We start from the raw sequence: 25,744 nt of genomic DNA, 5'->3' as shown, positions 1-25,744 counted from the left end.
GCGACATGCAGCAACATGTATTCCCCGACCAGCATCACTGTTATGCTGTCCGACGCAACACAGATGGCGGAATGAGAAAAATCACCCGCAAATCTTGCTATAGAACACAAGCCCCATCCGAATAGTTTCATAAAGCAAGTGCGTATTAATTCATTTAGAAACTCTTCCCATACATATTCTCATAATAGATTTGCTTATATTTAACCTTTTTCTAAACTCATCTTAAAAACGATAGCATAATCCACCAGAGAAACGAATGCCAGAAAAACCAACCCTAGTCAATTTATGCTGATAATTTAAATCACCATAAAGTGTCATTTTAGGAGACAATTGCGAATTGATACCCAAACCAGACTCTAAAGAAGATCCAAAGCCTCCTAACTGAAAAGCATCTTTAAAATGCACAAACTGTTTTGCTCCAAAACGATGAGAAAAATGAAGCTTACCATAAAAGGAAATAACACGATCCTTTTCAGATTCTGCAAATGTTTTGGTTAAACGCCCACCAATACGCATCACCCATTGATCAAGCTTTCCTATATCAACATCAAATCCGTCAATATCATGAGCCTTATGAAATTGAAGATGTTGATATGTAAGCTGAATTTGTGGATCAAAAACAAGACCTTCATACCCAGTGATAAATGCTTTACCGGCAGAGAATGAAATATTTAGAGGATTTCCTTTTAATGTCGCAGCCTTCCCCCGTGCAAAAGTGAGAACATCACCTTTAAAAAGACCATAGGATAAAAGACCATCCACATAAAAGCCCGTCTCATGTTCCATATTACCATATGCTGTAATTGACTGTTTATGAAATATACTTTTTTGACTTTGTTCAACATTTCGTGGATGCAAAGAAATTTTTCCATAAGTTCCCATAACTCCAAAAGACGCTGTATGGGATACTTTTTCAATTTTGTTTAACAAAATCCCCGCCTCTAAAACATTATAATCAAAAGCCCCCCCATAACCATATTCAAGTGGAGAAAGATCTGAAACATAGTGATAACTTCCACCATAACCATGAACAAATAACATAGGAGTTCTATTAATTTTTAACAATCGACCAGAAGCAGAATGCATAATTTTCAATTGTTTATTTTGACTGTTAATATCTATCATTCCAGCTTGAAATAAAGCATTAGGGAAAAGAAGATAAGTCGGAATTTGTGGAACAACATCTCTCACTTTTTGTTCAAAATGAGATATATCTGAAACAGCTTGAATATATTTACTTTCAAGACGGAAATCCCAAAAAGCTTCATCGCCTTTTACTAATCTTTGAGAAGTCTTCGCATTCCCAAGAGAAGAATCTGGTCCATAGGCATGAAGATAATATTGATAAGGCAAACCTTCCAACGCGATATAAGAACTACTTAACTGAAAAGAATCTTCTGCTGCTTTTCCAGAAACTTGAATAAGTGAAATGCTTTTAGAATTTTCATCGCCAACTGCTTCACCCTGATTTGCTGCAATAAACTGCACATGAACTGTTGTTTTTCCAGAAACATTACCATGAATCAAAAGCCGATCAGTCTTCTGGTTATTCAGCGAACCATCAACATTAAGATGCGTGTTAAGATAAATATGTGCATTCTCCTGTGCATTGTAAACTTCTTCTTCTCCTTTTCCAATATAAAGGGTTTGATATTCTTGAAAAGTTGGAGTTTCGAAGGCAATAGCACTATCAGAAAGTTTTACAAATGAAACAGATGAAATTAAACGGTTTAAATTTTGCGAATTCCCCCCTTTTCTTTTTGTCAAAAGCCATTTTGATCCTCCTGTCAAATAAATTTCAGCAACAGAATCATCAGAAACGCGGGTGCCTCCTATAAGTAAAGAAGAATCAACCAAAATTGCTACGGAAGCTTCCTCTTCAGCTGTCAGCAATAAATTACCAGAAACCCTCGTGCCTTCTGTTAAGCCAATATAACCACTACTCTTATAACTATGAATAGCTGTACCATCTGGAACCTCAAAAGCCGTATTTTTCAAAAAAACAAGTCCCTGTTGATATTCATTGTCTCCTTTGTCCATATCAAAATACATACCATGTTTTTTACCTGTTACAGTAATTTTCGAATCTTCAATATTAACACGTGAAATTAAAATATTTTCTTCCCCGCCTATATTTTGTTGTACGTTCGCATCTAAAATCATCCACAAACCATGAATATCGTCCGCAAAAACATTGCTATTCTTTACATCAATAGAACCATGCTGATTTACATTTAAAACTGCAGAATCAATATCATCTTCTTCATCTGTTTGTTGATTTTTTGCAGAAATGCTAACTCTCTCTAAAGTTGCACTCCCCCTTATACCTACATAAAGTGCTGCTGCATTTGTCACATCAATCTCACCATCCGCCATCTTAATAACCGCATCAACACCACTGAAAAGAGCAACCCCTTGGTTAAGATCCTGTCTCTTCACCCCAATTTTTGCATTTGTTAAAAAAACAGATGCTCCCTGCATTTCTGCATAAACACCTATCTTAACTGCCTCAACTGTTCCACGATTTACTTCTATAGTGCCTCTATCAGCTCTAAGACCTGTTATCATGTCTTTAAAAGTTGAATCATTCAAAACAACTTTTCCCCCTTGTGATGCCATTACACCATAAGTATCCTCTAAACCATCAATCCCACTAATTTGTAGACGATCTGCTTGAATAATTGTACTTGGCTCTTGTGCAACTATGACAGCAGATGCTGTGAGAAAATTGTCTCCCCTCTCTTCTTTTTCAGAAGGCTTAACAAATTTGTATATTTTATTACTAATTCTATGTTCTGCACCATCACTGCATCTATAAGGTAATTGGCTTTCATCACACAACAGTGATAAAGATGAGTGAGAACGCGCTTCAACACTTATGTTTAATAAAAAAGAAAAAACAGCTGTTGTAAAAATACACGAACATAAGTGACTTTTAGATACCCTAATTATCATTCTTCTTCAAACTTTCTTTTTCTCAGCAAAAACAAAAAATAAGCCATAGATAAAAGTACAATAAGTACAAAATACAAAGGTTATTTAATTTTTATTGGACTAACTGTAACATACATAATACGTTTCGTATTTTATGTAAAGCGAGAAAACAAGAAAACACAATTTATAGTTGCTACTTTTTGAAAAACTCGTTATAGTTGCTACTTTTTGAAAAACTCTATAACATGGTAATAGTCGGATTGTATGGAAAATAAAATCACATGATCTCTCTGATAGCGGCAAGGATATAGAAATACTCAGCAATATATAACAACAAATATATCCAATTTTGATAATAAAAACTCAATGCTTAAAACAACAACTTGGATAAACAAACATTCACTTATATCCTATCACCAATGCTTTACAATTAATTAATGAAACACTTCAAAATACTCTTTAACATTACTTTTACCTCATAAAAACGAAGGCATTACCTTTAATAAATAGCCTACAAAAGCTGATTTAAATAAAAACGACAACACACGGTGTTACATTCATCATTTTGTAATTGAAAATACCCAAAAAAGGTCTCACAAAAATTAGTTTTACTAATAATGCAATCCGTAGCAATTATTGGATGAGATATTCTATAAAACCGTTTTTATATCAAACAAATTTCAGTTAATAATAACCAACTAGAAAGATTATAAAACTCAAAGTAACAACAATTCCATTGCCAATTTTAGCCTCATAAGAATTAAGAGAGCCATTTTTTAGCTCTCTTTCTGTAGGACTGTTTACTTCGTTATTTCTTTAAGGGGCTGTGTGATGTTGATGGGTTCTTCTGTAAAACTTTTTTTGTTTGTTGATGTCTTTTTTATTCTCAAAATGTGTAAGCAAAGCACGTTCTTTTTTTGTTGCATTGCTTACCCCAAAGGTATCATTATCCATAAACTGCTGATACCCTGCTATCATCAGATTAGTTAAAAAGGAATCACTTCGTGGAGCTTCTACAAAATAAATCCCTTTTGAATCTTGCAATTTGTACCGATAACCTGCTTTAGTCATACATTCATACACTGATGCAAATTCACCCACACGTGAATCCGTATTTTCAGAAGAAAGATAAACTGGTTTCCAACCACATTTTGATAAAGCTTGTTGGATTGTTGCTTTATCTATACCTGTTTTTTCCCACAACGCTAAGATCGATGGTGGTGGTTGATTAATACACCCCGTGGAACTTAAAAGAGCTATTCCGCTTAATAATTTCAAAATTTTCTTCATTTCTCCCTCCTTTAATGAATTTACTTATAATAAAAGCCTCATAGGTCTATTGATATTTTTTTGTCCTCGCTTTCCAAGACAGTTTAGAACTCAATTGAAAGTATACTTTGAAAAAACAATCCCGCACATGCGTGCAAAAGCAAGAATGTGGGGATTGTAAATTACATCAATAGCAAGGCCTAAGGCTGACACTCAGGTTGTTCTTTATGCTCTTTACAATAAGGACTATTTAAGCGCCTATCGATGCTTCTTTGAGGAATAACTGCACCAGGCTGACAAATCGGAAGATGTTCATATTTCTCACACCATTTTACCATCCCCAATTTATCATGGAATCCTGCTTGTATCATGCATAAACGCTCTGTTTCCTCCGCATTTAATCTTTCATCGAGGCTTATTTCTGTATCAAGACGACCATCAAGACGTTCTATTCCGCATTCTAACAGAGCTTTTTTTATCTCAATTTGGTCTGCACCTGACTTCTCCCACACATCTAGGGATGTTCGAGCAGGTTGCTCTGAGTCACATCCAGCTATAATAAATAGAAACATCCCGCTCAATAATTTTAAAATCTTCTTCATTTTTCTATCCTTAAATAATTTGATATTACAATACAATTCATAAATTGTTTTACATCTTGTTTTTTACTTCCAAAACAATGATGAATACCATTAACCTTTATTATCATTTTGTATATCTCATTAATAATCAGTACCATCAAATATCATGTTAAAAATATAGCATAATTACTATTAAAATTCTATTTTATCGATATTATACCCATAATTATTATCAATATTTTCGTTACAACCTAGATAGAGTTATTGTGCCTAGATTTGTATAACAGCTATAAATAAGCAGCATTAGAATGATAGTTCGAAATAAAATTCCGCACAGGCATAGGAAAACATGGATGTGGGAATTGTTTCCGTCACAAGCAATACTTAAGGATAGCATTCATATTGTTCTGATTTTTTTACAAAACGGGCTATTTAAGCCCTTCTTGATACTTCGTTTTTAGTATGACAGCGCCTGAACGACAAATGGGCAAGCTTTCGGCTTTATGATTTTCCCCCCACGCACACATCATATTTATAGCGGAATCCTACTTAAAGCATACAAGCATTAATGATTTTCATTTGATTAAAACTGCGATTTTGATTTTCTGGATCGACATCATCAGATGTTGACATGCCGCATTCTAACAAAGCTTTTCCTATCTTAAAATATGCACCTGGATACTCCCATGCCCCAATAGAAGATGAGGAAGCTTTATTAAACTGACATCCAATCACAATCAATAGAATTACAACACTTAATAATTTTAGAGTTTGTTGTATTTCTTCCTCTTTGAAGGATTTGGACGAGATAGAATGAATCATAAAGTGTGCTGCACATAGCATTCGAATATCTAAGACAAGTATAGATATTATAAGGATCTGTAAACATTCTCCACCATTCTTTCCAAACATTGCTGCCTGAAGGCACTGTCCAGTAAGTAAAGCCATTGCACCAATCGATCGGCTTACAAAGTCATCTTTATTCCCATCAAAACCTACACTGGTTTATTTGCCTTCACTCACATAAGCTAACAAACCTGCTGCAAAAAAAGCATTAAAAGCTGGAACATAAAGATTGATATTCGTATTGTTGACTATAGCGTCAATACCTTCTTGTTTGAAAGTATACAGCATGTTCCCCAATATCATGTCTGCGCGACTATGGCCGTAAAGTTTCAATCCTATGTTATCATAGCCATACATCAGATCTTTTGCTTCTTGTGTGGAATTGATCAAACCCCAAAAGTGTCATTTTACAGAAACTTTTGATAGTCTGCTACCAAAAGTTCTGAGATGGCAAAATCCGCTTGACGGAACACACTTGAGGGAACACAATAAAATAAAGTGGATTTATTTTTATTCTCTGCATGCTGCAAAGCATACCCCACAGCCCCCTTTGTGAGGTAAAGGCCATTAAAGAAGACATGCAGCTTGCCATCAAAGCCTTTTTGCAAATGCTGCTTTTTTTATCCGTTAAATAGTGAAATTGAAGAATATTTTGTCCACAGCCGTCTCTTATAGTTACCCCATTTGCACCTTTTAGATAAATAATGCTGCCCTTTTTCACCACGGTCGACTACAGCGAAAGGGAGTTCTTTGATAAACATCATTTTATAGGATTCATCGCTGTATTTAAATCTTTCTTCCAGCAATTGCGTTGCTATTTCACGGTTTTCATGGACGATTTATTCCAGCTTTCCCACATATCTATTGATGAAATATCCTGTTAAGCTGTGGTAGTATCACGGTTAAGGGAGGCCATTGTTTGTTTCATATTTTGCTCCGTCAACGCCTTTTCCCTGCTTCATTTGCCATATAATAGTACCATCGCTGATGACAACCTTGTCGTAGTCTTTACCTTCCTCGACAAAAAGAATGAAAAATTGAAGATGAGTTTTTTCTTATGCCTCTTATTATCATAGTTTTTCAAGCAAAACACTCTATAAGCTCAAGAAATTCAATAATTTACTGGTAAAAATTCTAAAAAATATAATATAACAAACGGAATATAGCATAAAAAGTTAATTCAAGGCAAAGTGAATGGCGGTAAAAGTTTTTATTGATGGTGAACATGGAACAACTGGTTTACAAATACAAAAACGACTAGCTGAGCGTTCAGATTTTAAATTACTTTCTCTTGCTCATACAGATCGACATAATATTGAGATGCGACGAGACTGTCTTAATCAAACCGACATTGCTATTTTATGTCTTCCAGATGATGCTGCACGTGAAACGGTTAACTGGCTTAAAAATAATAAAAAAATTAGAATCATTGATAGTTCAACAGCCCACCGTACTGCATCAGATTGGATCTACGGTTTTCCTGAAATGACTGCGGGACAAAAAAAACGTATCCAAGCAGCACACTATGTAAGCAATCCAGGTTGTTACCCCACTGGAGCAATTAGCTTGCTTCGACCACTTCGTGAAGTAGGTCTACTAGATGCTGATTATCCGATATCAATTAATGCAATATCCGGTTATACTGGCGGCGGAAAACAATTGATTGCACAAATGGAAAATCAATCTCACCAAAAGGGAGTTCAAGAAAATTATTTTATCTATGGACTCAATCTTGAACACAAACATGTTGCAGAAATTAAACTGTATGGACAAATCAATCAAACACCTATTTTTATACCAAGTGTTGGTCGTTTCCCCCAGGGAATGATTGTTAATATTCCACTCCATCGCCATTTATTTACAAAATCAGCAAATTGTTCTGATTTACGCGAAATTCTTGAAAACCATTACAATGGACAAAATATCATAACAATTGCATCGCAAGAGGAAACGGATGCCCTCACTAAACTCAATCCAGAATACTTAGCACATAAAGATGAAATGAAATTGTTCGTTTTTGGCAATAAACGCGAAGGAATTTTTAATCTCTGTGCTATATTTGATAATTTGGGGAAAGGTGCATCCGCATCTGTCGTTCAAAATCTCGACTTAATGCTGTCTGGAAATTAAATTTCACTAGGTGTAAACCTTTATTCAACAGCACGAGAAGCACCCTTTGTTGCTCGCCAATGCGCAACCGAAAAACATAAAACTACTAATGCAACGCTTTGATGAATAAGCCCCAAACTGATAGGAACTTCATGTAACAATGTCAAAATACCTAAAAGTGCTTGAATGATGATCATAATACAAACGAAAAGAGCACGACGAGAATGGGTTGAATTTGGAACGCTTTTTTGTACATATAATGCGTGAGTAACCGCTACAACAAACAAAAAATAAGCAAAAAAACGATGCACAAACTGAACTGTCAAGGGATTTTCAAAGAAATTAAGCCAAACAGGACTATGCTGCAACAATCCATCGGGGATGATCTGATCATCCATAAAGGGCCAAGTATTATAGACTTTCCCAGCATGGAGACCTGCCACAAGAGCACCAAAATAAATCTCCATTAAAATCAAAACAACAAGCCAACCTGCAAAATATTGAATCTTTTGATCCGTTGATTTTTCGGAATACTCTGTAAGTCCTCTGGCTAAATAAGTAACAAAAATAATAACAAAACACGCTGTTATAAGATGGAATGCCAAACGATATTGACTTACACTTGTCAGATTGCTTTCTCCAATACCTGAAGCCACCATCCACCAACCAATAAACCCTTGAAAAGCAATAAGAATGGGTACAATTATAAGCTGAAGCAAAAGATTTTTTTCAACACGCTTGGTCACCCAAAACCAAATGAAACCCAATAAAGCCACGATACCAACAAGACGTCCAAGAACGCGATGCACCCATTCCCAAAAAAAAATGACCTTAAACCCACCCAACGTCATATCACGATTAAGCAATTTATACTGCGCTATTTGTTGATATTTTAAAAACTCTTCCTGCCATTGTTCTTCGCCAATGGGTGGAATAACACCGTGAATCGGCTTCCATTCGGTTATTGATAACCCTGATCCCGTTAGGCGGGTAGCCCCCCCCACTAAAACAATTGCTAAACAAAGCAATAAAACAGAATAAAGCCACAGACGAATTTGTTTTCGATTTTTTTTCTGTAACGGCGTCAAAACGCTCTCATTTAATCTCTTTACTGTCATCTCTGATGGCCCCACGTCTCTTTCCAACCACAACGCATTTCAAAACGTCAACATTATAAATTACTGACTGTTTTAGTATGTACTATAATTCTAACACAAGACAAGAGACATATTATAACATGGAATTAATATTCTATGTTATTTATGACGCAACCACACGATAAACAGTTTTCGGGAACTTACGTACCATTTGCTTGATCCAATCTTGCTCCTTAACAGCAATATTACAAATATAATAATCTGTTAGCGCCGCAAATTGTTCAAATCCATATTTTGGTTCACTTTCCATTTCTAAAATAATAAAATCATAATCTTTTTTAAATTCTTGTAATAGCATCAAAATATTATTCGAAAAGTTTTGTGCAGACACAGCACTTGTTAACCCTTGGGGAAGAATATCAACGCCCGTATCATAATCACGATAAATAACATCCTGCAACTGAGCATTCCCCGTTAAAATATCGCTTAATCCGCGATGTGGCCCTATGACTCTTTCTATTTGTTGACCAGAAATATCCACCAACAGAATTGTTTTGTGCTCTTTTATAAGATGCAAAGAAAGCTTTGCAGCTGTTTGTGCAGCTTCTGGTCCAATAATTGAAATAACCGTTGAAGTACAACATTTTAGAAAATTGGATAATCCCTCTATTGTTACAAAATTCTCAAGATTTTTTACTTTTTGAGAGACTAAGATACTTTCATGATTTTTAAAATCACTTTCTTCCAAATGATTTCTTTTGTTTCTAGAGCACTGACGAAACAACAATAACCCTGCCAAAAGAATGATTAAACTTACAAACGCACTAACAATAATATTTCTTCCGTAAAGCTTCACAAAAGAAATTGGCACTAATGTTGTTGGCACAACCATATGAATTTTTGTATTTTGCAAAAAAGAAGAATCTTTATCCATCTCTTTGCTCTGTGTATTAATTACGGCTTTTATTTTATCTTCTAGCTCGTCAAATATTTGCTCTAATGATTGGGATTGACCTTTTACCAAAAGACTCATTCTTTTTTTGAGCTGTTCCTCAAATTCGGTTGCAATAACTTCATCTGACTGAACTTGCTGAACAATTTGCAAAATTTTATTTTCTAATTGGTGAGACAGAACTTCTAATTCTGCAGTCATTGCTTTAATTTGAGGATGTGTCCACCCCAATTGTGCAATCATATGTGCTCTTTGTGTTTCCAAAAGGTTATGTTTAGATTCCAATGCGGCAATCGATACATTGTTCGCAATAAATGATAAAGAAAGTAATGACTGTCCTCTTTCACGCATCATATTAATCATAGAATTCAAACTCGTTAAATGAATACGCTTGAGAGTTGCTTCCATTAACTGCGCAGAAAGATCATGAAACTCTGCTTGTTTTACATCCTGTTGAATAAAAGAATCAAAAGATGAACGAAATCCCTGTACTATATTAACTAAAGTAGCTTTATCATATTGTTGATTTTCTTGCTGTTCTGTTAGCAATAATTTTTGTTTCTGTTGTAAGATCGCTTGTGAAAATGTTGCAAACCAAATTTCCACCCCATCTTGAGCAGCATCAGCTGTTTCTGCTTCAAAAATAAGGTCGAAGAGATCACCATGACGCGATAAATGAATATTTTCGCCAAAACCTTTTTTATGAGAAGCACTTGAAGAAAAATTCCGTAAGTTTGAATTATTTAAAAGTATGGGCTTCGAGAATAAAAATGCAATAATGCTGTTTTGTTTTTCAATTGGTAACGGCCTTCCTATCGAATCAGACAATGAAAATGTTAGGGTTGCTCGATAACCTTGTGGTTGTATAAAATAATATAAACAAATCAAAAAGGCACAAAGAGCTGCTAACAGCAAAACGACCAATACATTTTGCGAAACCGTATATGTTAACAGTTCTTTATTACGTTTAAAACTCATCTTTATTTTAACCAACAAAATACTTTATGCTTTTATTTAAGAGAAAGTAGTAACTATCCTCTTAACTTTAATTCATATTATTTTGAGAAAAGAAAAACGTAAGCTTTAAGCATAACTATTCAATAATACTTAAAAATTTTAATTCATATTTCGTTTGATATGCTCAAGATATTTTTTTGCTTTACAGGTAAGCACTGCTTTAATGGTAACAGAACCATCATCATGCCCCTCTTGTATTATTTCCCCAGAGTTTTCATAAAACCAATCAATAAGTGACATTTCATGAGGTCTTAAAAGATATTCAACCTTTTGCATTTCTCCAAAAATTCGCTTTTCAATTGCTATTAATAATTGATCTAGTCCATCATTCATAAGCGCAGAAAGCATTACCGCAGGATTCAATCGTGTTCTTGCGCTTGTCTGCAAAACATTAAATGCCTGTTCGTCCAATAGATCAATTTTGTTCCAAACTTCTATGATATGTTCCGTATTATCAATATCGATACCAAGATTTGACAACACTTTTAAAACATCTTGAGCATGCACATGATGAGCAAAATCTGACAGATCTCTTACATGAAGAATAAGATCAGCTTCAATCACCTCTTCAAGAGTTGCCCTAAAAGCTGCAACCAAATGCGTTGGTAAGTTCGAAATAAAACCTACAGTATCAGACAAAAGAATGGTTTTCCCATGGGGAAGAGCAACTTTGCGCAAAGTTGGATCAAGTGTTGCAAACAACATATCCTTTGCTAAGACATCAGCACCACTTAAGCGGTTAAAAAGAGTTGATTTTCCTGTATTAGTATATCCGACTAAAGCAACAACAGGATGAGATGTTTTTTTTCTTTTAGCTCTATGAAGAGCCCGTGTTTTAATCACTGTTTCTAATTCGCGACGGATACGAATAATTTTTTCTTGCAAAAGACGTCTATCCGCTTCAATCTGAGTTTCACCAGGACCACCTAAAAAACCACGACCGCCACGTTGTCTCTCTAAATGCGTCCAACTACGCACAAGCCTACTTTTTTGATAGGACAGATGCGCGAGTTCAACTTGTAAAACCCCTTCTTTTGTTCGCGCACGCTCTCCAAAAATTTCAAGAATCAAAGCTGTTCTATCAATAACTTTACAATTCCATAATTTTTCTAAATTACGTTGCTGAACTGGTGTTAAAAAATAATCTACAATCGCAAGCTCAATATGATATTCATTTATATAATGAGCCAGAGCATCTACTTTCCCCTTCCCAAACAAAGTTGCAGGACGAAGCTTAACAATATTAATCGCTTCGTGATGAACAACATCCAACCTTATAGCATGCGCGAGTCCTAACGCCTCCTTAACCCGAGAAGATATCGAATATTCGGTTAAAGGACCCTCACTTTTATTTTCTTGGCAAATTGGTACCAAAACAACTGTGCGCACCTGTTTTGTAATCTGTGAAGAAAAATCACAGAATCTCTCATTTTTATTTGTCATGACAATATAAGCACTTTAAAAATGGGATAAGAGACTTAAAATGAAGTCGCCGTTTATTCAGAATTTTCGCCTTCAAACATCTGCACCGGTTGTCCGGGCATAATTGTAGAAATAGCATGCTTATAGACCAATTGCGCATGTCCATCACGACGCAAAAGGACACAAAAATTGTCAAACGAAGTTACAATACCCGTTAATTTAACGCCATTTACAAGAAAAATTGTAAGAGAAATTTTTTGCTTGCGTACCGTATTTAAAAATACATCTTGCAGGTGTTGTGATCGTTCTGCCATTATTCTTACACCTTTACCTCGAATTGCTAAAATATTCGTGCATGCATATCGACTGAAAAATTTTCAATTGTCAACGCAACAGCTGCAAAAATTAGCAAAAGACAACTTATATAACGAAAAAAACGACCCTTTTTTAAGACAAAAAACGCAAAAATAAGTGAAAAATCATCGGCAAATACACAATTCTTCCTCATATTTTACGACCATTATGAATGGTTAACCATCTATTTTCTATCTTCAAGACACTATATTACTTTAAATCAGCTGCATTTCCTAAAAGCATAATGCTAAATTTTTCCCGTTAAAATCAACGAAAATTTTCAAAACAACAGCATGATTCGTTTATTTATTAATGTATCTTCTCCTGCAGACTTCTTTAAAAACGTTGTGTAAGTTGTGTATAATTGTCATGAGATTTCCCTTAAACATCAATGCAACAGGCTTATAATTCTACCTATAAGTGGGAGTTGTAAACAGTATTTTTATTTTTGTGAAAATTAAATAATGCCTTGTTTATATTATATTTTGTAGCATTTTTGAACAGATTAAATGCCTTGTATTAACTTTAATCTTGATAAGTTTTTAAAATTTTGCCTTGAGCATATTCCTTTCTAAATAATTAACAGCTAGTATATTGGAATATTTGGAAGAGAACGTATCCCTTTTCCGTCTGTAAGAGTACGAGGCGAGTATGGCACGCAGAACAAAGTTACAAACATTTGAAGTTGAAGTTGAAGAAGCTCTCTCAAAAGCTATGAACTTTAATTTTGATGACGCAGCGGTTGAAACGATATCATCCAATAGTTCTGAAAATGTCATTAGTGTAGATGAATTAATTCAAAAAATTGCAATGGCAGAAGAAGAAATTTTCGCTGAAAATGGTACTTCAACTCTTATTTCAAATATCCATGACAGTGCTGTTATTGATGAGTCCGTTGTTGAACAGCTTTTTTCTCAGAAATCTGGGTCTAAACTTTCAGGTGGAACTGTTCATAATAAAGTATTATCTACACAACTTCTTCCTGCTAATGATGATGTAACAATTCCTTCAAGTTTTGAGATATTAAAGCAGCTTTCTACCTCTCGAATCTATTGGTGTACAACAGCTCTTAGTGCTTTATGGGCAACAGGAGGAGCTATTATTGCTCATAAACTAGCGCCTGCTGGACTCTATTCCTTATCAAATATCACTGCCTTTGTTACATCTCCAAGCGGATTAGCTGTAGCAGCAGGAACCGTAATCCCCATTCTTATATCTTGGGGATTTGCTCAATTAACAAAGCGCTCAAATGAATTACACAATATTGCTCTTCTTATGACAAATGCTGCGCAACGTCTTAGTGAGCCACAACATATATCTGAACAACAAGCTATCGCGATAGGACAAACTATTCGTGAAGAAGTTGCAGCAATGAACGAGGGAATTGAGCGCACCCTTGGACGGGCTGTTGAACTTGAAGCGATCATACAAGGAGAAGTTCATAATTTGGAACAAGCTTATGCTGAGAATGAATCACGTATTCATACACTCATCAAAGAATTAAGTAATGAACGTATAGCCATCTTAAATCACGCTGACCGTGTACAATCGACAATTAAAGGAACACAAAAACAACTGAGTGAAGAATTTGGCTTGGTAACCTCCAAAATTGTAACCAATGTTGAAAAACTCGCACAAACTCTTTCCCAAACTTTACAAAAACAAGGAGAAGATCTTGTTGAGAAGCTTTCCTATACGGGTAATGGCGTAACAAATCAGCTCGTTGAAAAATTTAATCAAACCACAAAGCAAATTCAACAAAAAAACACGGAGTTTTTTCATGAATTAGAGAAAAATTTCGATCATTTCTCAGAGCGTTTTGATAATAATGAAAAACAAATGGAAAAAACCTTTAATGAAACAGCTACTAAAGCTGAAAGGCATATCACTGAAATTGCAAAGCATATACAAACAGCAACAGACCAGACATTACGAAATGTTGATGAGAAATTTAAGGCACTAGATGAATCTATCATTGTTCGCAATAATCAATTTTTACAGAATTTTGATGAAAAAGTTACACAGCTCGATGAAAAAGCATATAAGCTTTCTTCTAAATTTGATAACGTAACATCAGAAGCAATTGAAGCTTTTGAAAACCGTTTAGCAACTGTTGATCTTTCTCTTAAAGAACACAGCAATTCCATAATTGAATCCTTCATAGCGCGCAGTCTTATTTTAGAAGATAACGCTAAGAAACTTGGTAACTTTTTGGAATCCCATGTTTTACAAATTGATGCCAATCTCCAAGAAAGAACAGCTAACATTACCAAAGCATTTACAAATGGGCATGAAACTATTCTCTCTGCAATTGACAAAAGCACAGAAAAACTAAAAGAGGAAGTCCAACATATCGATAATGCTATTGTTGATATCATCCAAGAACGTTCACAAGACTTCAAATTACAGCTTTCTGATCAAACAGCTCTCATGGCAGACATGTTCGATAACGAAAAGAATAAAATTGCTGATGCCTTAAAAGATCAAATTGATGTCTTGACGCAAAATACTTCAAATCTTGAAAGGCTTTTGATTGATAATGTTCAAACTGTTGATCGGCATACTGAAAATCATGTTACAAATATCATTCAATGCACAGAGCAACTGCAAAAAGCCATTGCACAAAGCTGCAATACCACACAAGATGCGTTAGAAGCACAAGCTAGAAATATTGATATACGTGCTGATGCTTTGCGTGACTCTTTAGCTATTAATAGTTTCTCTCTTAACGAGGTTCTTGCAGATCAAGCGCGCACACTTGAGCAGAGGATGGAGACAATCTATAATCTTATTGCCAAAAGTGATATACATGTTGATGCAGCACTAAAGCAGCAAATAGGCCTCGTTGAAGATGCAATTGCTACTAACAATAAAAACATTACCGAAACTGTTCAAAGTCATATTAAAAATCTTGAAGGACAAGCTGAAGTTTTGAGAAATATTCTTTCTCAATCTAAAGGCACATTCTTTGAAGCCTTTGAAACACATATAGAATCATTCGACGAGAATTTAGAAAACCGTGCGCGCCAAATTTTTGAGCGTGCCACCACCCTAGAAGAAACATTTTCAGAGAAACTTGGTCAAGTATGCGAAACTATAGAGATGCAAACATCTATCCTTGAAAAACACTCTGATTCATTACAGACATCTATCATTCTTAATAATGAACAAAACCAAGCGATTCAACAAGCGTTAGAAGCAAGCGTTGATAATATACGAGTGACCTTAGAGGATTCCGTTAATACAGTTACAGGAAGCTTGCATGACAAAATTGTAAAAGCCTCCAATGTTCTTTCTTCCACAAGTGAACAAATAGTTTCATCTGTAGAAAATATTACCACAAAGGCAGAAAACATTCTCTCGGAATCTGGCAATCGTATTGTATCAAACGTTAAACAAACGTTTTACGATACCAATGAAAAAGTTTTATCTGTTCTCTCTGAACAAACAGCCAATACTATTGAAGCCTTTACAACGGCCAGCCATAATGCACAAGCATTGTTGAATGAGACAATTCACACTTCAACAATAGCAATTGAAGAAGTCCTCAATGAACGCTGCAATGTTCTTCATCATTCCATGCAAAATATGAAAAATAATTTAGGACATCAACTTTCTGACGTAAGTAGCCGTTTGGAAGAAGCAAAAAATCAAACAGCAACGCAAATTTCAGAACATGTTGGGAAAATTGCAGAACTAACGAATTACTTAAATCAAGCTGCGCAAAACACAACAGAATCAATAGGTTATTTGACACAGCATATTGGTGAACAACTCTCTCTCTCAACACAAGATGCTGAACAAAAGATTTATGCATACAATGAATCTTTAGTAAATAACCTAACACAAACCAACTCTGAAACACTTCAAGCAGTAACTGCTATGAAAGAAGAACTTGTCAACAACGTCTCATCTATTGTTGCACAACTAAATCAATCAATTTATAGTTTTCACGAAAATAGTAATGTTTTATTATCAGCGGTCCAAAATATTGATGGCCAATTTAGTGAGGCTGCAAATAATTTTTTCCACAATACCAACCAAGTAGCAGAGCATTTATCAGCTTCAAATCAAGCGCTCAATAATAACGTTGAGGTTTTGCAAGGACTCTCACAAAATACGTTTGAGCAGATTAATCATATCACAAGTAGTTTTGGTAAACATGCGAAAACACTTTCTGAAGCTGTTCATGTTCTCGAGCAATCCGAAAATTCACTCAGTGCAACACTTGAAGAAAAACACAACATGCTCTCTGTATTAAGCAATGCTCTTGTTTCAAAATCTAATGAAATCAATCAAATGATTGAACATTATGAAAATGTTCTCAACTTAGCACTAGAACGCACTGATAAAAATGCTCGGAATTCCACCCATTCACTCCAACAATCACTTAATCAGCTTATTAGTGAAGCTTCAATGCGTTTTTCAGGAGCAGCAAAAGATATACGCCGCTCAGCTGATGAAGTTCGTTTAGAACTTTCAAAAATTAATAATGATATTAATGAGAATGTGCAAAAGCTTCCAGAAAAAACGAAAGAAACAACGCAAACAATCCGCTCTGCTTTAAATGAACAAATTATAGCATTAAAAGACTTAGTAGGCATTATAGAAAAGAATAATCAAAAGAATGCAAATGGGCAGTTAATGCCAGCAATTCCTACATCATCAACATTGAAGAGAAATGAGAATATTTCTCCTGAAGTCATTAAGAAAATAGTGCCACCGAAACCTGTTTTGCAACAAGATCAAAGCAAAAAACGGCAAAATAAATGGGTATCAAATCTCCTAGAAGGAGCTTCACGTGAAGAAACTTGGTATAATGAAATGCCTCATGATACTGTTTTTGCATCGGTACAAACAAAACCGTGCTCTGCAAATGAGTCTCTTAATTCTTTAGCAGCAGGTATAGTAAAAGCCATGAATCACAATGCTATTATTGAGCTGTGGGATCATTATCGTCGCGGACAAAAAAATATCATAACAGAGCACCTTTATACTTTGAATGGAAAAAAAATATTTGACATGATTAAGAGAAAATATATGAGCGATCTTAATTTTAAACGCTCTGTTAATCAGTACGTTATGGATTTTGAAAAGCTATTACGTGATGTATCCCGCAGTTCTAGTTCTGCAAACGCGACTCGGAAATATCTGACATCGGATACTGGAAAAGTCTACACTATGCTTGCTCATGCGAGTGGACGTATCCAATAAATAACAAAAGAAATAGGTAAAGTATTTTTTCCATTTCTTTCAATGAGGATTTTTTTATTGTCATCACATAATACACTGATGGCAATATTATATCAAAAGTTGAATAGATAATTAACATTGCATTTCATGGTATTTTAGCAATAAATCTATTTGAAATATGTATGATCAATGATGAGACTACATAATAGGATAAATATAACACCTTCTTTAATCGCTTATAAGCCTCTTTCACTTTTTCATATAGACAATAATGGTCTGTAAACATTATACTTACTTACAAAAATACGAATAAAGCATATCCTTATGATAACTAAGTCTCATACTTTTTCCTTTATCTCACCAACATTGCGAAAAAAATAAATGTAATTTCTATAAGCATTCTTACTTGTTATTTTACTAACCAATTTCTGCGAATTTTTGTTTAAGGAGTAAAGATCTAATTGTGTTGACATCAATAAAATTGTTAATAAGCACTAATACAAAGAAAGATTATGCTGATTAACGATCTAGACAAATTTTCTCATACATGATTACCTTCAGAGAAATAAAGATCTATCAGTGAAAGAAATTATCGTAGATGGAACATCTCATATAAACATACATAGACTTGGATACCACAAAAATGTCTACAGAACGAAATAGCGACTTCAGTTTACAAAAAGCTGAACTTGATAGTGCCTCACTTTTTTACCATCAACATCCAAAGCCTGGAAAATTAGAAATACAAGCAACAACACCTCTTGATAATCAACGTGATTTGGCTCTTGCTTATTCTCCCGGTGTTGCAGCGCCATGTCTTGCAATTCATGAAGATCCCAATCTTGCGGCTCAGTATACTTCCCGTTCTAATTTAGTAGCCGTTATATCAAATGGAACTGCTGTTCTTGGATTAGGGAATATTGGTCCCCTCGCCTCCAAACCAGTTATGGAAGGCAAAGCTGTTTTATTTAAAAAGTTTGCCAATATTGATGTCTTTGATATTGAAATCGATGCTCCTAATATTGAACAAATGGTAGAAACTGTATCTGCCTTAGAGCCTACATTTGGTGGTATTAATCTTGAAGATATAAAAGCTCCTGAATGTTTTGAAATCGAAGAAAAACTTCGTTCTCGAATGAATATTCCGGTTTTTCATGATGACCAACATGGAACCGCCATTATTGTTTCTGCAGCCGTATTAAATGCTTTAAATCTTTCTGGGAAAAAAATTGAAAATGCAAAAATAGTTTCCTCAGGTGCGGGCGCTGCAGCTTTAGCTTGTATTAATCTTTTGGTCCGTCTTGGGGCAAAAGTTGAAAATATTTGGCTTTGCGATTTAGAAGGTGTTGTTTATGAAGGTCGCAAAACTCTTATGGATCGTTGGAAAATTAATTATGCGCAAAAAACGAAAGCACGAACATTGTCTGAGATTATTGATAATGTAGATATTTTTCTAGGCGTTTCAGCAGGAGGTGTTTTAAAAGCTGAATATCTAAAAAAAATGGCTCCCAATCCACTCATTTTAGCGCTTGCTAATCCAATACCAGAAATTATGCCAGAAGAAGCACATTCTGTGCGACCAGATGCAATGATCTGCACAGGGCGCTCTGATTATCCCAATCAAGTCAATAATGTTCTTTGCTTTCCCTATATCTTTCGTGGTGCATTAGATGTAGGAGCTACAGCAATTAATGAAGAAATGAAAATGGCTGCAGTTCATGCGATTGCGGCTCTCGCTCGTGAAGAGACTTCAGATATTGCAGCACGTGCATACTCAAAAAAACCACCTCGTTTTGGACCAGACTACCTTATTCCCTCTCCCTTTGATCCACGCTTAATACTACGCATTGCTCCTGCTGTTGCTAAAGCAGCAATGGAAACTGGTGTTGCGATTCGGCCGATTGAAGATATGGAAGCTTATTATGATCTTCTTAATCGATTTGTTTTTCGCTCAGGATTAACAATGAAGCCTGTTTTTGCTGCCGCAAAAACAGCTAAACGTAAGCGTATCATTTATGCCAATGGTGAAGACGAACGTGTTCTTCGAGCTGCCCAAATTGTACTTGAAGAACAAACAGCAACTCCTCTCCTTATCGGCCGCCCACATGTTGTAGAAGCGAGATTAAAGCGCTTTGGTTTAAGAATTCGCCCCGGTATAGATTTTGAACTTACAAATCCAGAAAATGATCCACGTTTTCGTGATTATGTTAATTTATTTCTTCGTTATACGGGAAGACGTGGTGTTTCACCAGAAGTTGCCAAAACAATTGTCAGAACATCAACAACAGCCATTGCAGCCCTCGCCGTAATGCGTGAAGAAGCTGATGCAATGATTTGTGGCTTAGAAGGACGTTTTGAACGCCATCTTGAATTAATCGAACAAGTTATTGGACTTGATTCAAATGTTCGTCATTTTTCTGCTGTGAGTTTGCTCATTTCTCCACGTCGTACTCTTTTTTTAACCGATACTTACGTCAATGAAGATCCTTCTGCAGAAGAAATAGCAGAAATGACAGTATTAGCAGCGCAAGAAATTGAAGCCTTTGGTATAACACCAAAAGCAGCATTATTATCACACTCAAACTTTGGTTCAAAAAATACAGAAAGTGCACGTAAAATGCGCCGTGCAACAGAAATTCTGGCTAAATTATATCCAAACTTAGAAGCTGATGGAGAAATGCACGGCGACGCTGCACTTTCTAAGGTTTTTCGTGATCGTGTTTTTCCTAATTCACGTCTCAAAGGAGAAGCGAATTTGCTTGTCTTTCCAACGCTTGATGCTGCTAATATAACACTCAATCTCGTAAAGAATCTTACCAACGCACTGCATGTAGGCCCTATTTTAATCGGAGCCTCACGTCCTGCACATATCTTAACACCCTCAGTAACTTCACGAGGAGTGGTTAATATGACAGCTCTTGCAGTTCTTGCTGCAAATAGAAAAACCTCCAGAACAAGGTAAATAAAAATACGCCACCTCACAATAAAATTTCAAAGTTTTTCAAAATCTTGAAATATAACATTTTATACACTGTAAGCGTGTTTGCTATATGATAAAGGCAGCTGATTCTAGATTAAGTCTTTTTTTTTAGAGGAAAAAAAGCTAGAAGAAGTGCATTAAGTGTATTTTGAATTTACTAACTCTATATAAGGAATCGTACATTGTCCTCTACGTTTGATAAAGTTGCTGATATTATCGCAGAAATCAGTGAAATTGATCGCAGCATAATCACACCTGAAAGCCATACAATTGATGATTTGGGAATTGATAGCCTTGATTTTCTGGATATTGTTTTTGCTATTGATAAAGCCTTTGGCATTAAAATCCCGCTAGAACAATGGACGCAGGAAGTCAATGAAGGTACTATTGCAACAGAAGAATACTTTGTTCTTAAAAATCTTTGTGCAAAAATTGATGAACTCGTTGCATTAAAACAGGCGGAATAATTCTTTTATCATGCATCATCAAGCTGTATTTATCACTGGTATAGGACTTATAAGTTCTCTTGGTGAAGGCGTTGATCGTCATTGGGATCTTTTGAATAATCCAACACGCGCACCAAATCTTGATTGTTCAACTTTTTCGCCCTACATTGTTCATAAATTGCCTGAAATTGATTGGAATTTACAAATTCCTAAAAAAAGTGATCAACGGCAAATGGGGACATGGCAACGTCTTGGTACCTATGCAGCAGGTCTTGCTCTTGATGATGCAGGCATGAAAGATAATAAGCAATTCACTTCGACAATGGATATGATCGTTGCAGCAAGTGGTGGGGAACGTGATATTCTTGTTGATACGCAAATTCTCTCACAGGCACGTACAACAACTGATCGTGCCTCCATGTTAAATTCAGTTCTTTCGACTGAACTTCGTCCAACTTTATTTTTGGCACAACTCTCAAATCTCTTGGCTGGAAATATTTCAATTGTTCACAAAGTAACGGGATCTTCTCGCACATTCATGGGAGAAGAAGGCAGCGGACTTTCTGCAATTCAAATTGCTGTAGCACGTATTCGCGCAGGACAAAGCACCCATGCACTAGTAGGAAGCTCTTACAATGCGCAAAGCTACGATATGCTCTTAGCACATGAACTTGGAGGGCTCTTAACCCAAAGTGGATGGACACCGATATGGGATCGTAAAAATTATTCTGGTGGCGGTGTTATAACAGGTTCTGGTGGTGTCTTTTTGGTTCTTGAAAGTGAGGAGCATGCAAGAAAACGTAATGCACATGCTTATGCTGAAATTAGCCAAATCATCACTGATCAAACAGATAGAACAAAAGTCTCGCTTGAAAAATCAATTTTATCAATGTTGAAAACAATAAAAGCGAAATCTTCTTTAGTTATTTCAGCAGCATCAGGATTTCACGAAGTGACAAAAGCAGAACAAAATGCTCTTGATGCTGCTGATATATTTTACCGTGGTATTACAACATTATTTGGTTATATGCGGGAAGCGCAATTTCCTTTAGCACTTGCACTTGCAGCAATCGCTGTTGATAAAAAACGCAGTTTTCCAGTATTAAGTACACATGAAAAACCTTTTTCTAAAGAAGTACGTGAAGCGTTTGTTACGACCATTGGCATTAAAAGAGCTGAAGGTATAATTCGTCTCACGGCTGCTTGAGGAGAATTTCTATAGTGAAATATAATGATCATTTTGGGCGTCCACTAGTTGCAATAACTGGAGCAGGAATTGTAACATCATTGGGACAAGGTAAACAGGAAAATTGGCAAAAATTAATCAATGGTGTTAGTGGCATCCATAAAATAACGCGTTTTCCCTTCGAGGGATTAAACACATCTATCGCTGGAACAGTTGATTTTCTTAAAGAAAGTACGCTTGGTGCTTCAGCTCTCTCTGAAAAGCTTGCTGATCTTGCCGCAGAAGAAGCTTTAGAACAAGCAGCGCTTGATAAAACAAACTTTAAGGGACCACTCTTTTTAGCAGCTCCTCCTGTTGAACTTGAGTGGACAGCACGCTTTACCCTTGATCAAGAGGGAGCATGCAAGAATGAGCCTTCCTACGCAAATCTTCTTGAAGTCTGCAGCCGTACCTCCCATGAGACGCTCTTTGAAGCCACACAATTTGGTACAATTGCAGAAAAACTTCAAAAAAAATTTGGCACAACAGGACTTCCTATCACACTTTCCACTGCTTGTGCATCTGGTGCAACAGCAATTCAACTTGCTGTTGAAGCCATTCGACGGGAAGAAACAAATCGTGCACTCACAATTGCTACAGATGGCTCAGTTTCAGCAGAATCTCTTATCCGCTTTTCATTATTATCAGCTCTTTCAACCCAGAATGATCCTGCAGAAAAAGCAGCAAAACCTTTTAGCCGTGACCGAGATGGTTTTGTTATGGCAGAAGGATCTGGTGCTCTTGTTCTTGAATCCCTTAAAAGCGCTCTAGATCGTAATGCGATAATTTTAGGAATTTTGGCAGGTTGTGGAGAAACAGCAGATGATTTTCACCGTACCCGTTCAAAACCCGATGCATCTCCAGCAATTGAAGCTGTTCGTAGAGCCTTAAATGATGCGAAAATAACCATCAGTGAAATTGACTATATTAATGCACACGGAACCTCAACTCCTGAAAATGAAAAAATGGAGTATCTTGCATTGTCTACAGTCTTTGGTGATATTTTAGAACACATTCCAGTTTCCTCAAATAAATCAATGATTGGACACACATTAACTGCTGCTGGTGCCATAGAGGCTATTTTTTCTCTTTTAACGATTCAATCCGGGATACTTCCCCCTACAATCAATTATGATGATCCTGATCCTGCTATCCCTTTAGACGTTGTTCCAAATCATAGTCGTAAAGCCTGTGTTAATGCAGTTTTATCAAACTCATTTGGATTTGGCGGTCAAAATAGCAGTCTTGTTATTACAGCCTATAGAGGATAATCTTACTGATTAAACTTAATCATACTGAAGCTAATAGCTCATATAAACAGAAGAAGGTTAATAATGCGTGCGCTACAACTGCTAAATGAACGCCAGCTTGAAATTACCAATATTGCACCACCACCTCCTCCACTCCCCGATGAAGTAACAGTGCGTATAAAAGCGGTTGCTCTCAATCATATTGATGTATGGGGCTGGCGTGGGATGGCTTTTGCAAAAAGAAAAATGCCTCTCATCATTGGCGCAGAAGCTTCAGGTGAAATTACCCAACTGGGAAGCCATATTACAACTTTACACCTTGGACAAATCGTTTCAATCTATGGTGCCCATACCTGTGGAATATGCCAAGCTTGTCGTGAAGGACGTGATAATCTTTGCAGTCATGTACAAGGAATTTACGGTTTTCATCTTGATGGATTTGCCTGTGAACTTGTCAATTTACCAGCACGTTTATTAGTCCCAGCACCTCAAAAATGTGATGAACTGCAAGCCGCTGTTGCTCCAATTACTTTTGGCACTGTAGAACATATGCTTTTCGATAATGCAAAACTACAAACAGGAGAAACAGTCCTCATACAAGCAGGTGGTTCTGGTATCGGCTCAGCAGCCATTCAACTTGCAAAACATATAGGATGTACAGTTATCACAACTGTAGGCTCCGATGAAAAAATTGCAAAAGCGCAATCTCTTGGAGCAGACCACGTTATTAATTACCGTAAAGATCGTTTTGAAGGTGTTGTGCGTAAATTAACCAAAAAACAAGGCGTTGATGTTGTTTTTGAGCACGTAGGAGCCGAGACATGGAGCGGTTCTTTGTTGTGTATGAAACGAGGAGCACGCTTAGTCACTTGTGGCTCTACCTCAGGAGTTACAGCTCCACTCAATCTCATGCAGCTCTTTCAACAACAACTGAAAATATTCGGTTCCTTTGGCTGCCGTATAGAAAATATGCAAAACGCTATGCAGAAAATGGCACAAAACGTTGTACACCCTGTCATTGATACAATTGTTGGATTTGATGAAATTGATACAGCTTTAAAACGCATGGAAAACCGTGATGTTTTTGGTAAAATTATTCTTAAAACTGATTAAATTATGATGAAATTTCATACTAAAATTCTTATCTATCGTATTAAAATGATAGCAAAAAAATCATTTTATTTTTTGTGGGGATATTTGCTCATTGGGACTTTATCTCTTTTAAAATATTTTCCAGTTCATATTGGATTTTCTTCCTTTTCTTGGTTAGCAAAAACATTTGGTCCCCTTTTACATCGTCATCAAATTGCGCTTGCGAATCTGAGAGCTGCTTATCCAGAAAAAACTGAAGAACAACTTCAAGCTATCGCATTAGAAATGTGGGAGAATATAGGATATTTTGTGGCAGAATATATTTTTCTTGATAAAATTTTTGATTTTGATCCTCACGCAGACCAACCAGGTCTCATTGAAGTTAAAGGTATTGAAATATTTCAGCGATTAAAAGAAGAACAAAAACCGCATATTTTTTTCACAGCACATACCGGAAATTTCGAACTCCTCCCTATATGTGCCCAAAGTTTTGATCTTAATATTACGGTGTTATTTAGGCCACCCAATAATCCCTATATTGCAAAACGTGTCCTTAAAACTCGGCAAACTTCCATGGGACATCTCGTGCCCTCTAAAGCCGGTGCAGCTTGGGCATTAGCAGCCAAATTAGCAGAAGGTAAAAATGTTGGTATGCTGGTTGATCAAAAATTTCGCCGAGGAGTTTTAGGAACATTTTTTAATCGACCACTTAAAACAAATCCTTTAATTATAAAACTTGCGCGACAATATGATTGTGATATTTACCCAGCACGTTGTATTCGTTTAGCTGGAGGACGTCATCGTTTAGAACTATATGAACGTGTAAAGCTTCCACTTGATGAAAAAAATGAAATCGATATAGCCGCTTCCGCACAAAAATTAAATGACATTGTTGAAAGTTGGATACGGGAATATCCAGGACAATGGACCTGGTTACACAGACGTTGGGATGACTGAAATATTTACAGCACTTATAG

General features: G+C 36.0%; 17 protein-coding genes. 8 read left to right on the top strand and 9 right to left on the bottom strand.

The genetic code is table 11. The features are described from left to right. Window positions 1–222: 222 nt before the first annotated feature. From ABD909_RS08560 to ABD909_RS08540, 5 genes are all read right to left on the bottom strand, one after another. On the bottom strand, window positions 223–2,955 hold the full coding sequence (locus ABD909_RS08560; protein ID WP_345097501.1) for an autotransporter family protein: 2,733 nt from the start codon (window positions 2,953–2,955) through the stop codon (window positions 223–225). Between the two features lie 795 nt (window positions 2,956–3,750). Continuing rightward, complete coding sequence (locus tag ABD909_RS08555; RefSeq protein ID WP_345097500.1) at window positions 3,751–4,224, bottom strand: hypothetical protein; 474 nt, start codon at window positions 4,222–4,224, stop codon at window positions 3,751–3,753. 179 nt (window positions 4,225–4,403) lie between these two features. After that, entirely contained in the window at window positions 4,404–4,805 is a 402-nt protein-coding gene (locus ABD909_RS08550; protein ID WP_345097499.1) for a hypothetical protein, read from the bottom strand. 528 nt (window positions 4,806–5,333) lie between these two features. Then, entirely contained in the window at window positions 5,334–5,732 is a 399-nt protein-coding gene (locus tag ABD909_RS08545; RefSeq protein WP_345097498.1) for a hypothetical protein, read from the bottom strand. 57 nt (window positions 5,733–5,789) lie between these two features. Beyond that, window positions 5,790–6,020, bottom strand: coding sequence for a hypothetical protein (locus tag ABD909_RS08540; protein WP_345097497.1), 231 nt, complete (start codon window positions 6,018–6,020; stop codon window positions 5,790–5,792). Window positions 6,021–6,824: 804 nt separating this feature from the next. Here ABD909_RS08540 and argC point away from each other — a divergent pair. Continuing rightward, the gene (argC, locus tag ABD909_RS08535; protein WP_345097496.1) at window positions 6,825–7,760 is read left to right on the top strand and encodes an N-acetyl-gamma-glutamyl-phosphate reductase; all 936 of its coding nucleotides are present in this window, start codon (window positions 6,825–6,827) and stop codon (window positions 7,758–7,760) included. 20 nt (window positions 7,761–7,780) lie between these two features. On the opposite strand, the gene ABD909_RS08530 is transcribed toward argC, so the two are convergent. The 4 genes from ABD909_RS08530 to hfq all read right to left on the bottom strand — a co-directional run bounded on the left by ABD909_RS08530 (window position 7,781) and on the right by hfq (window position 12,541). Continuing rightward, window positions 7,781–8,872 carry a COX15/CtaA family protein gene (locus tag ABD909_RS08530; RefSeq protein ID WP_345097495.1) on the bottom strand — a complete coding sequence of 364 codons (1,092 nt, stop codon included), beginning with the start codon at window positions 8,870–8,872 and terminating at the stop codon, window positions 7,781–7,783. Window positions 8,873–8,999: 127 nt separating this feature from the next. Next, window positions 9,000–10,766, bottom strand: coding sequence for a hypothetical protein (locus ABD909_RS08525; RefSeq protein ID WP_345097494.1), 1,767 nt, complete (start codon window positions 10,764–10,766; stop codon window positions 9,000–9,002). Between the two features lie 138 nt (window positions 10,767–10,904). After that, window positions 10,905–12,248 carry a GTPase HflX gene (hflX, locus tag ABD909_RS08520; RefSeq protein ID WP_345097493.1) on the bottom strand — a complete coding sequence of 448 codons (1,344 nt, stop codon included), beginning with the start codon at window positions 12,246–12,248 and terminating at the stop codon, window positions 10,905–10,907. Between the two features lie 53 nt (window positions 12,249–12,301). Further along, window positions 12,302–12,541, bottom strand: coding sequence for an RNA chaperone Hfq (gene hfq, locus ABD909_RS08515; protein ID WP_006589562.1), 240 nt, complete (start codon window positions 12,539–12,541; stop codon window positions 12,302–12,304). 691 nt (window positions 12,542–13,232) lie between these two features. Between hfq and ABD909_RS08510 the strand changes: the two genes are divergently transcribed. From ABD909_RS08510 to ABD909_RS08480, 7 genes are all read left to right on the top strand, one after another. Further along, window positions 13,233–17,795 (top strand): coiled-coil domain-containing protein, encoded by a 4,563-nt coding sequence (locus tag ABD909_RS08510; protein ID WP_345097492.1) that lies wholly within the window; start codon window positions 13,233–13,235, stop codon window positions 17,793–17,795. 622 nt (window positions 17,796–18,417) lie between these two features. Further along, complete coding sequence (locus tag ABD909_RS08505) at window positions 18,418–20,736, top strand: NADP-dependent malic enzyme (RefSeq protein WP_345097491.1); 2,319 nt, start codon at window positions 18,418–18,420, stop codon at window positions 20,734–20,736. Window positions 20,737–20,936: 200 nt separating this feature from the next. Beyond that, a complete protein-coding gene (locus ABD909_RS08500; RefSeq protein WP_345097490.1) occupies window positions 20,937–21,221 on the top strand; it encodes an acyl carrier protein in 285 nt (94 codons plus the stop codon). Window positions 21,222–21,231: 10 nt separating this feature from the next. Then, window positions 21,232–22,407, top strand: a complete 1,176-nt coding sequence (locus ABD909_RS08495; protein WP_345097489.1) for a beta-ketoacyl-ACP synthase — start codon at window positions 21,232–21,234, stop codon at window positions 22,405–22,407. A 14-nt stretch (window positions 22,408–22,421) separates the two neighbouring features. Next, window positions 22,422–23,696, top strand: a complete 1,275-nt coding sequence (locus tag ABD909_RS08490; RefSeq protein ID WP_345097487.1) for a beta-ketoacyl-ACP synthase — start codon at window positions 22,422–22,424, stop codon at window positions 23,694–23,696. Window positions 23,697–23,759: 63 nt separating this feature from the next. Next, window positions 23,760–24,788: a zinc-binding dehydrogenase gene (locus ABD909_RS08485; protein WP_345097486.1), complete on the top strand. Its 1,029-nt coding sequence runs from the start codon at window positions 23,760–23,762 to the stop codon at window positions 24,786–24,788. Between the two features lie 6 nt (window positions 24,789–24,794). Next, window positions 24,795–25,724, top strand: coding sequence for a lipid A biosynthesis lauroyl acyltransferase (locus ABD909_RS08480; protein WP_345097508.1), 930 nt, complete (start codon window positions 24,795–24,797; stop codon window positions 25,722–25,724). Window positions 25,725–25,744 lie beyond the last annotated feature (20 nt).

Origin of the sequence: Bartonella acomydis (genome assembly GCF_039543025.1) — a bacterium.
In the GTDB taxonomy this organism is placed as follows: domain Bacteria; phylum Pseudomonadota; class Alphaproteobacteria; order Rhizobiales; family Rhizobiaceae; genus Bartonella; species Bartonella acomydis.
Note: the sequence above shows the minus strand (reverse complement) of the source record. Positions and strands in the feature narration are given on the sequence as shown.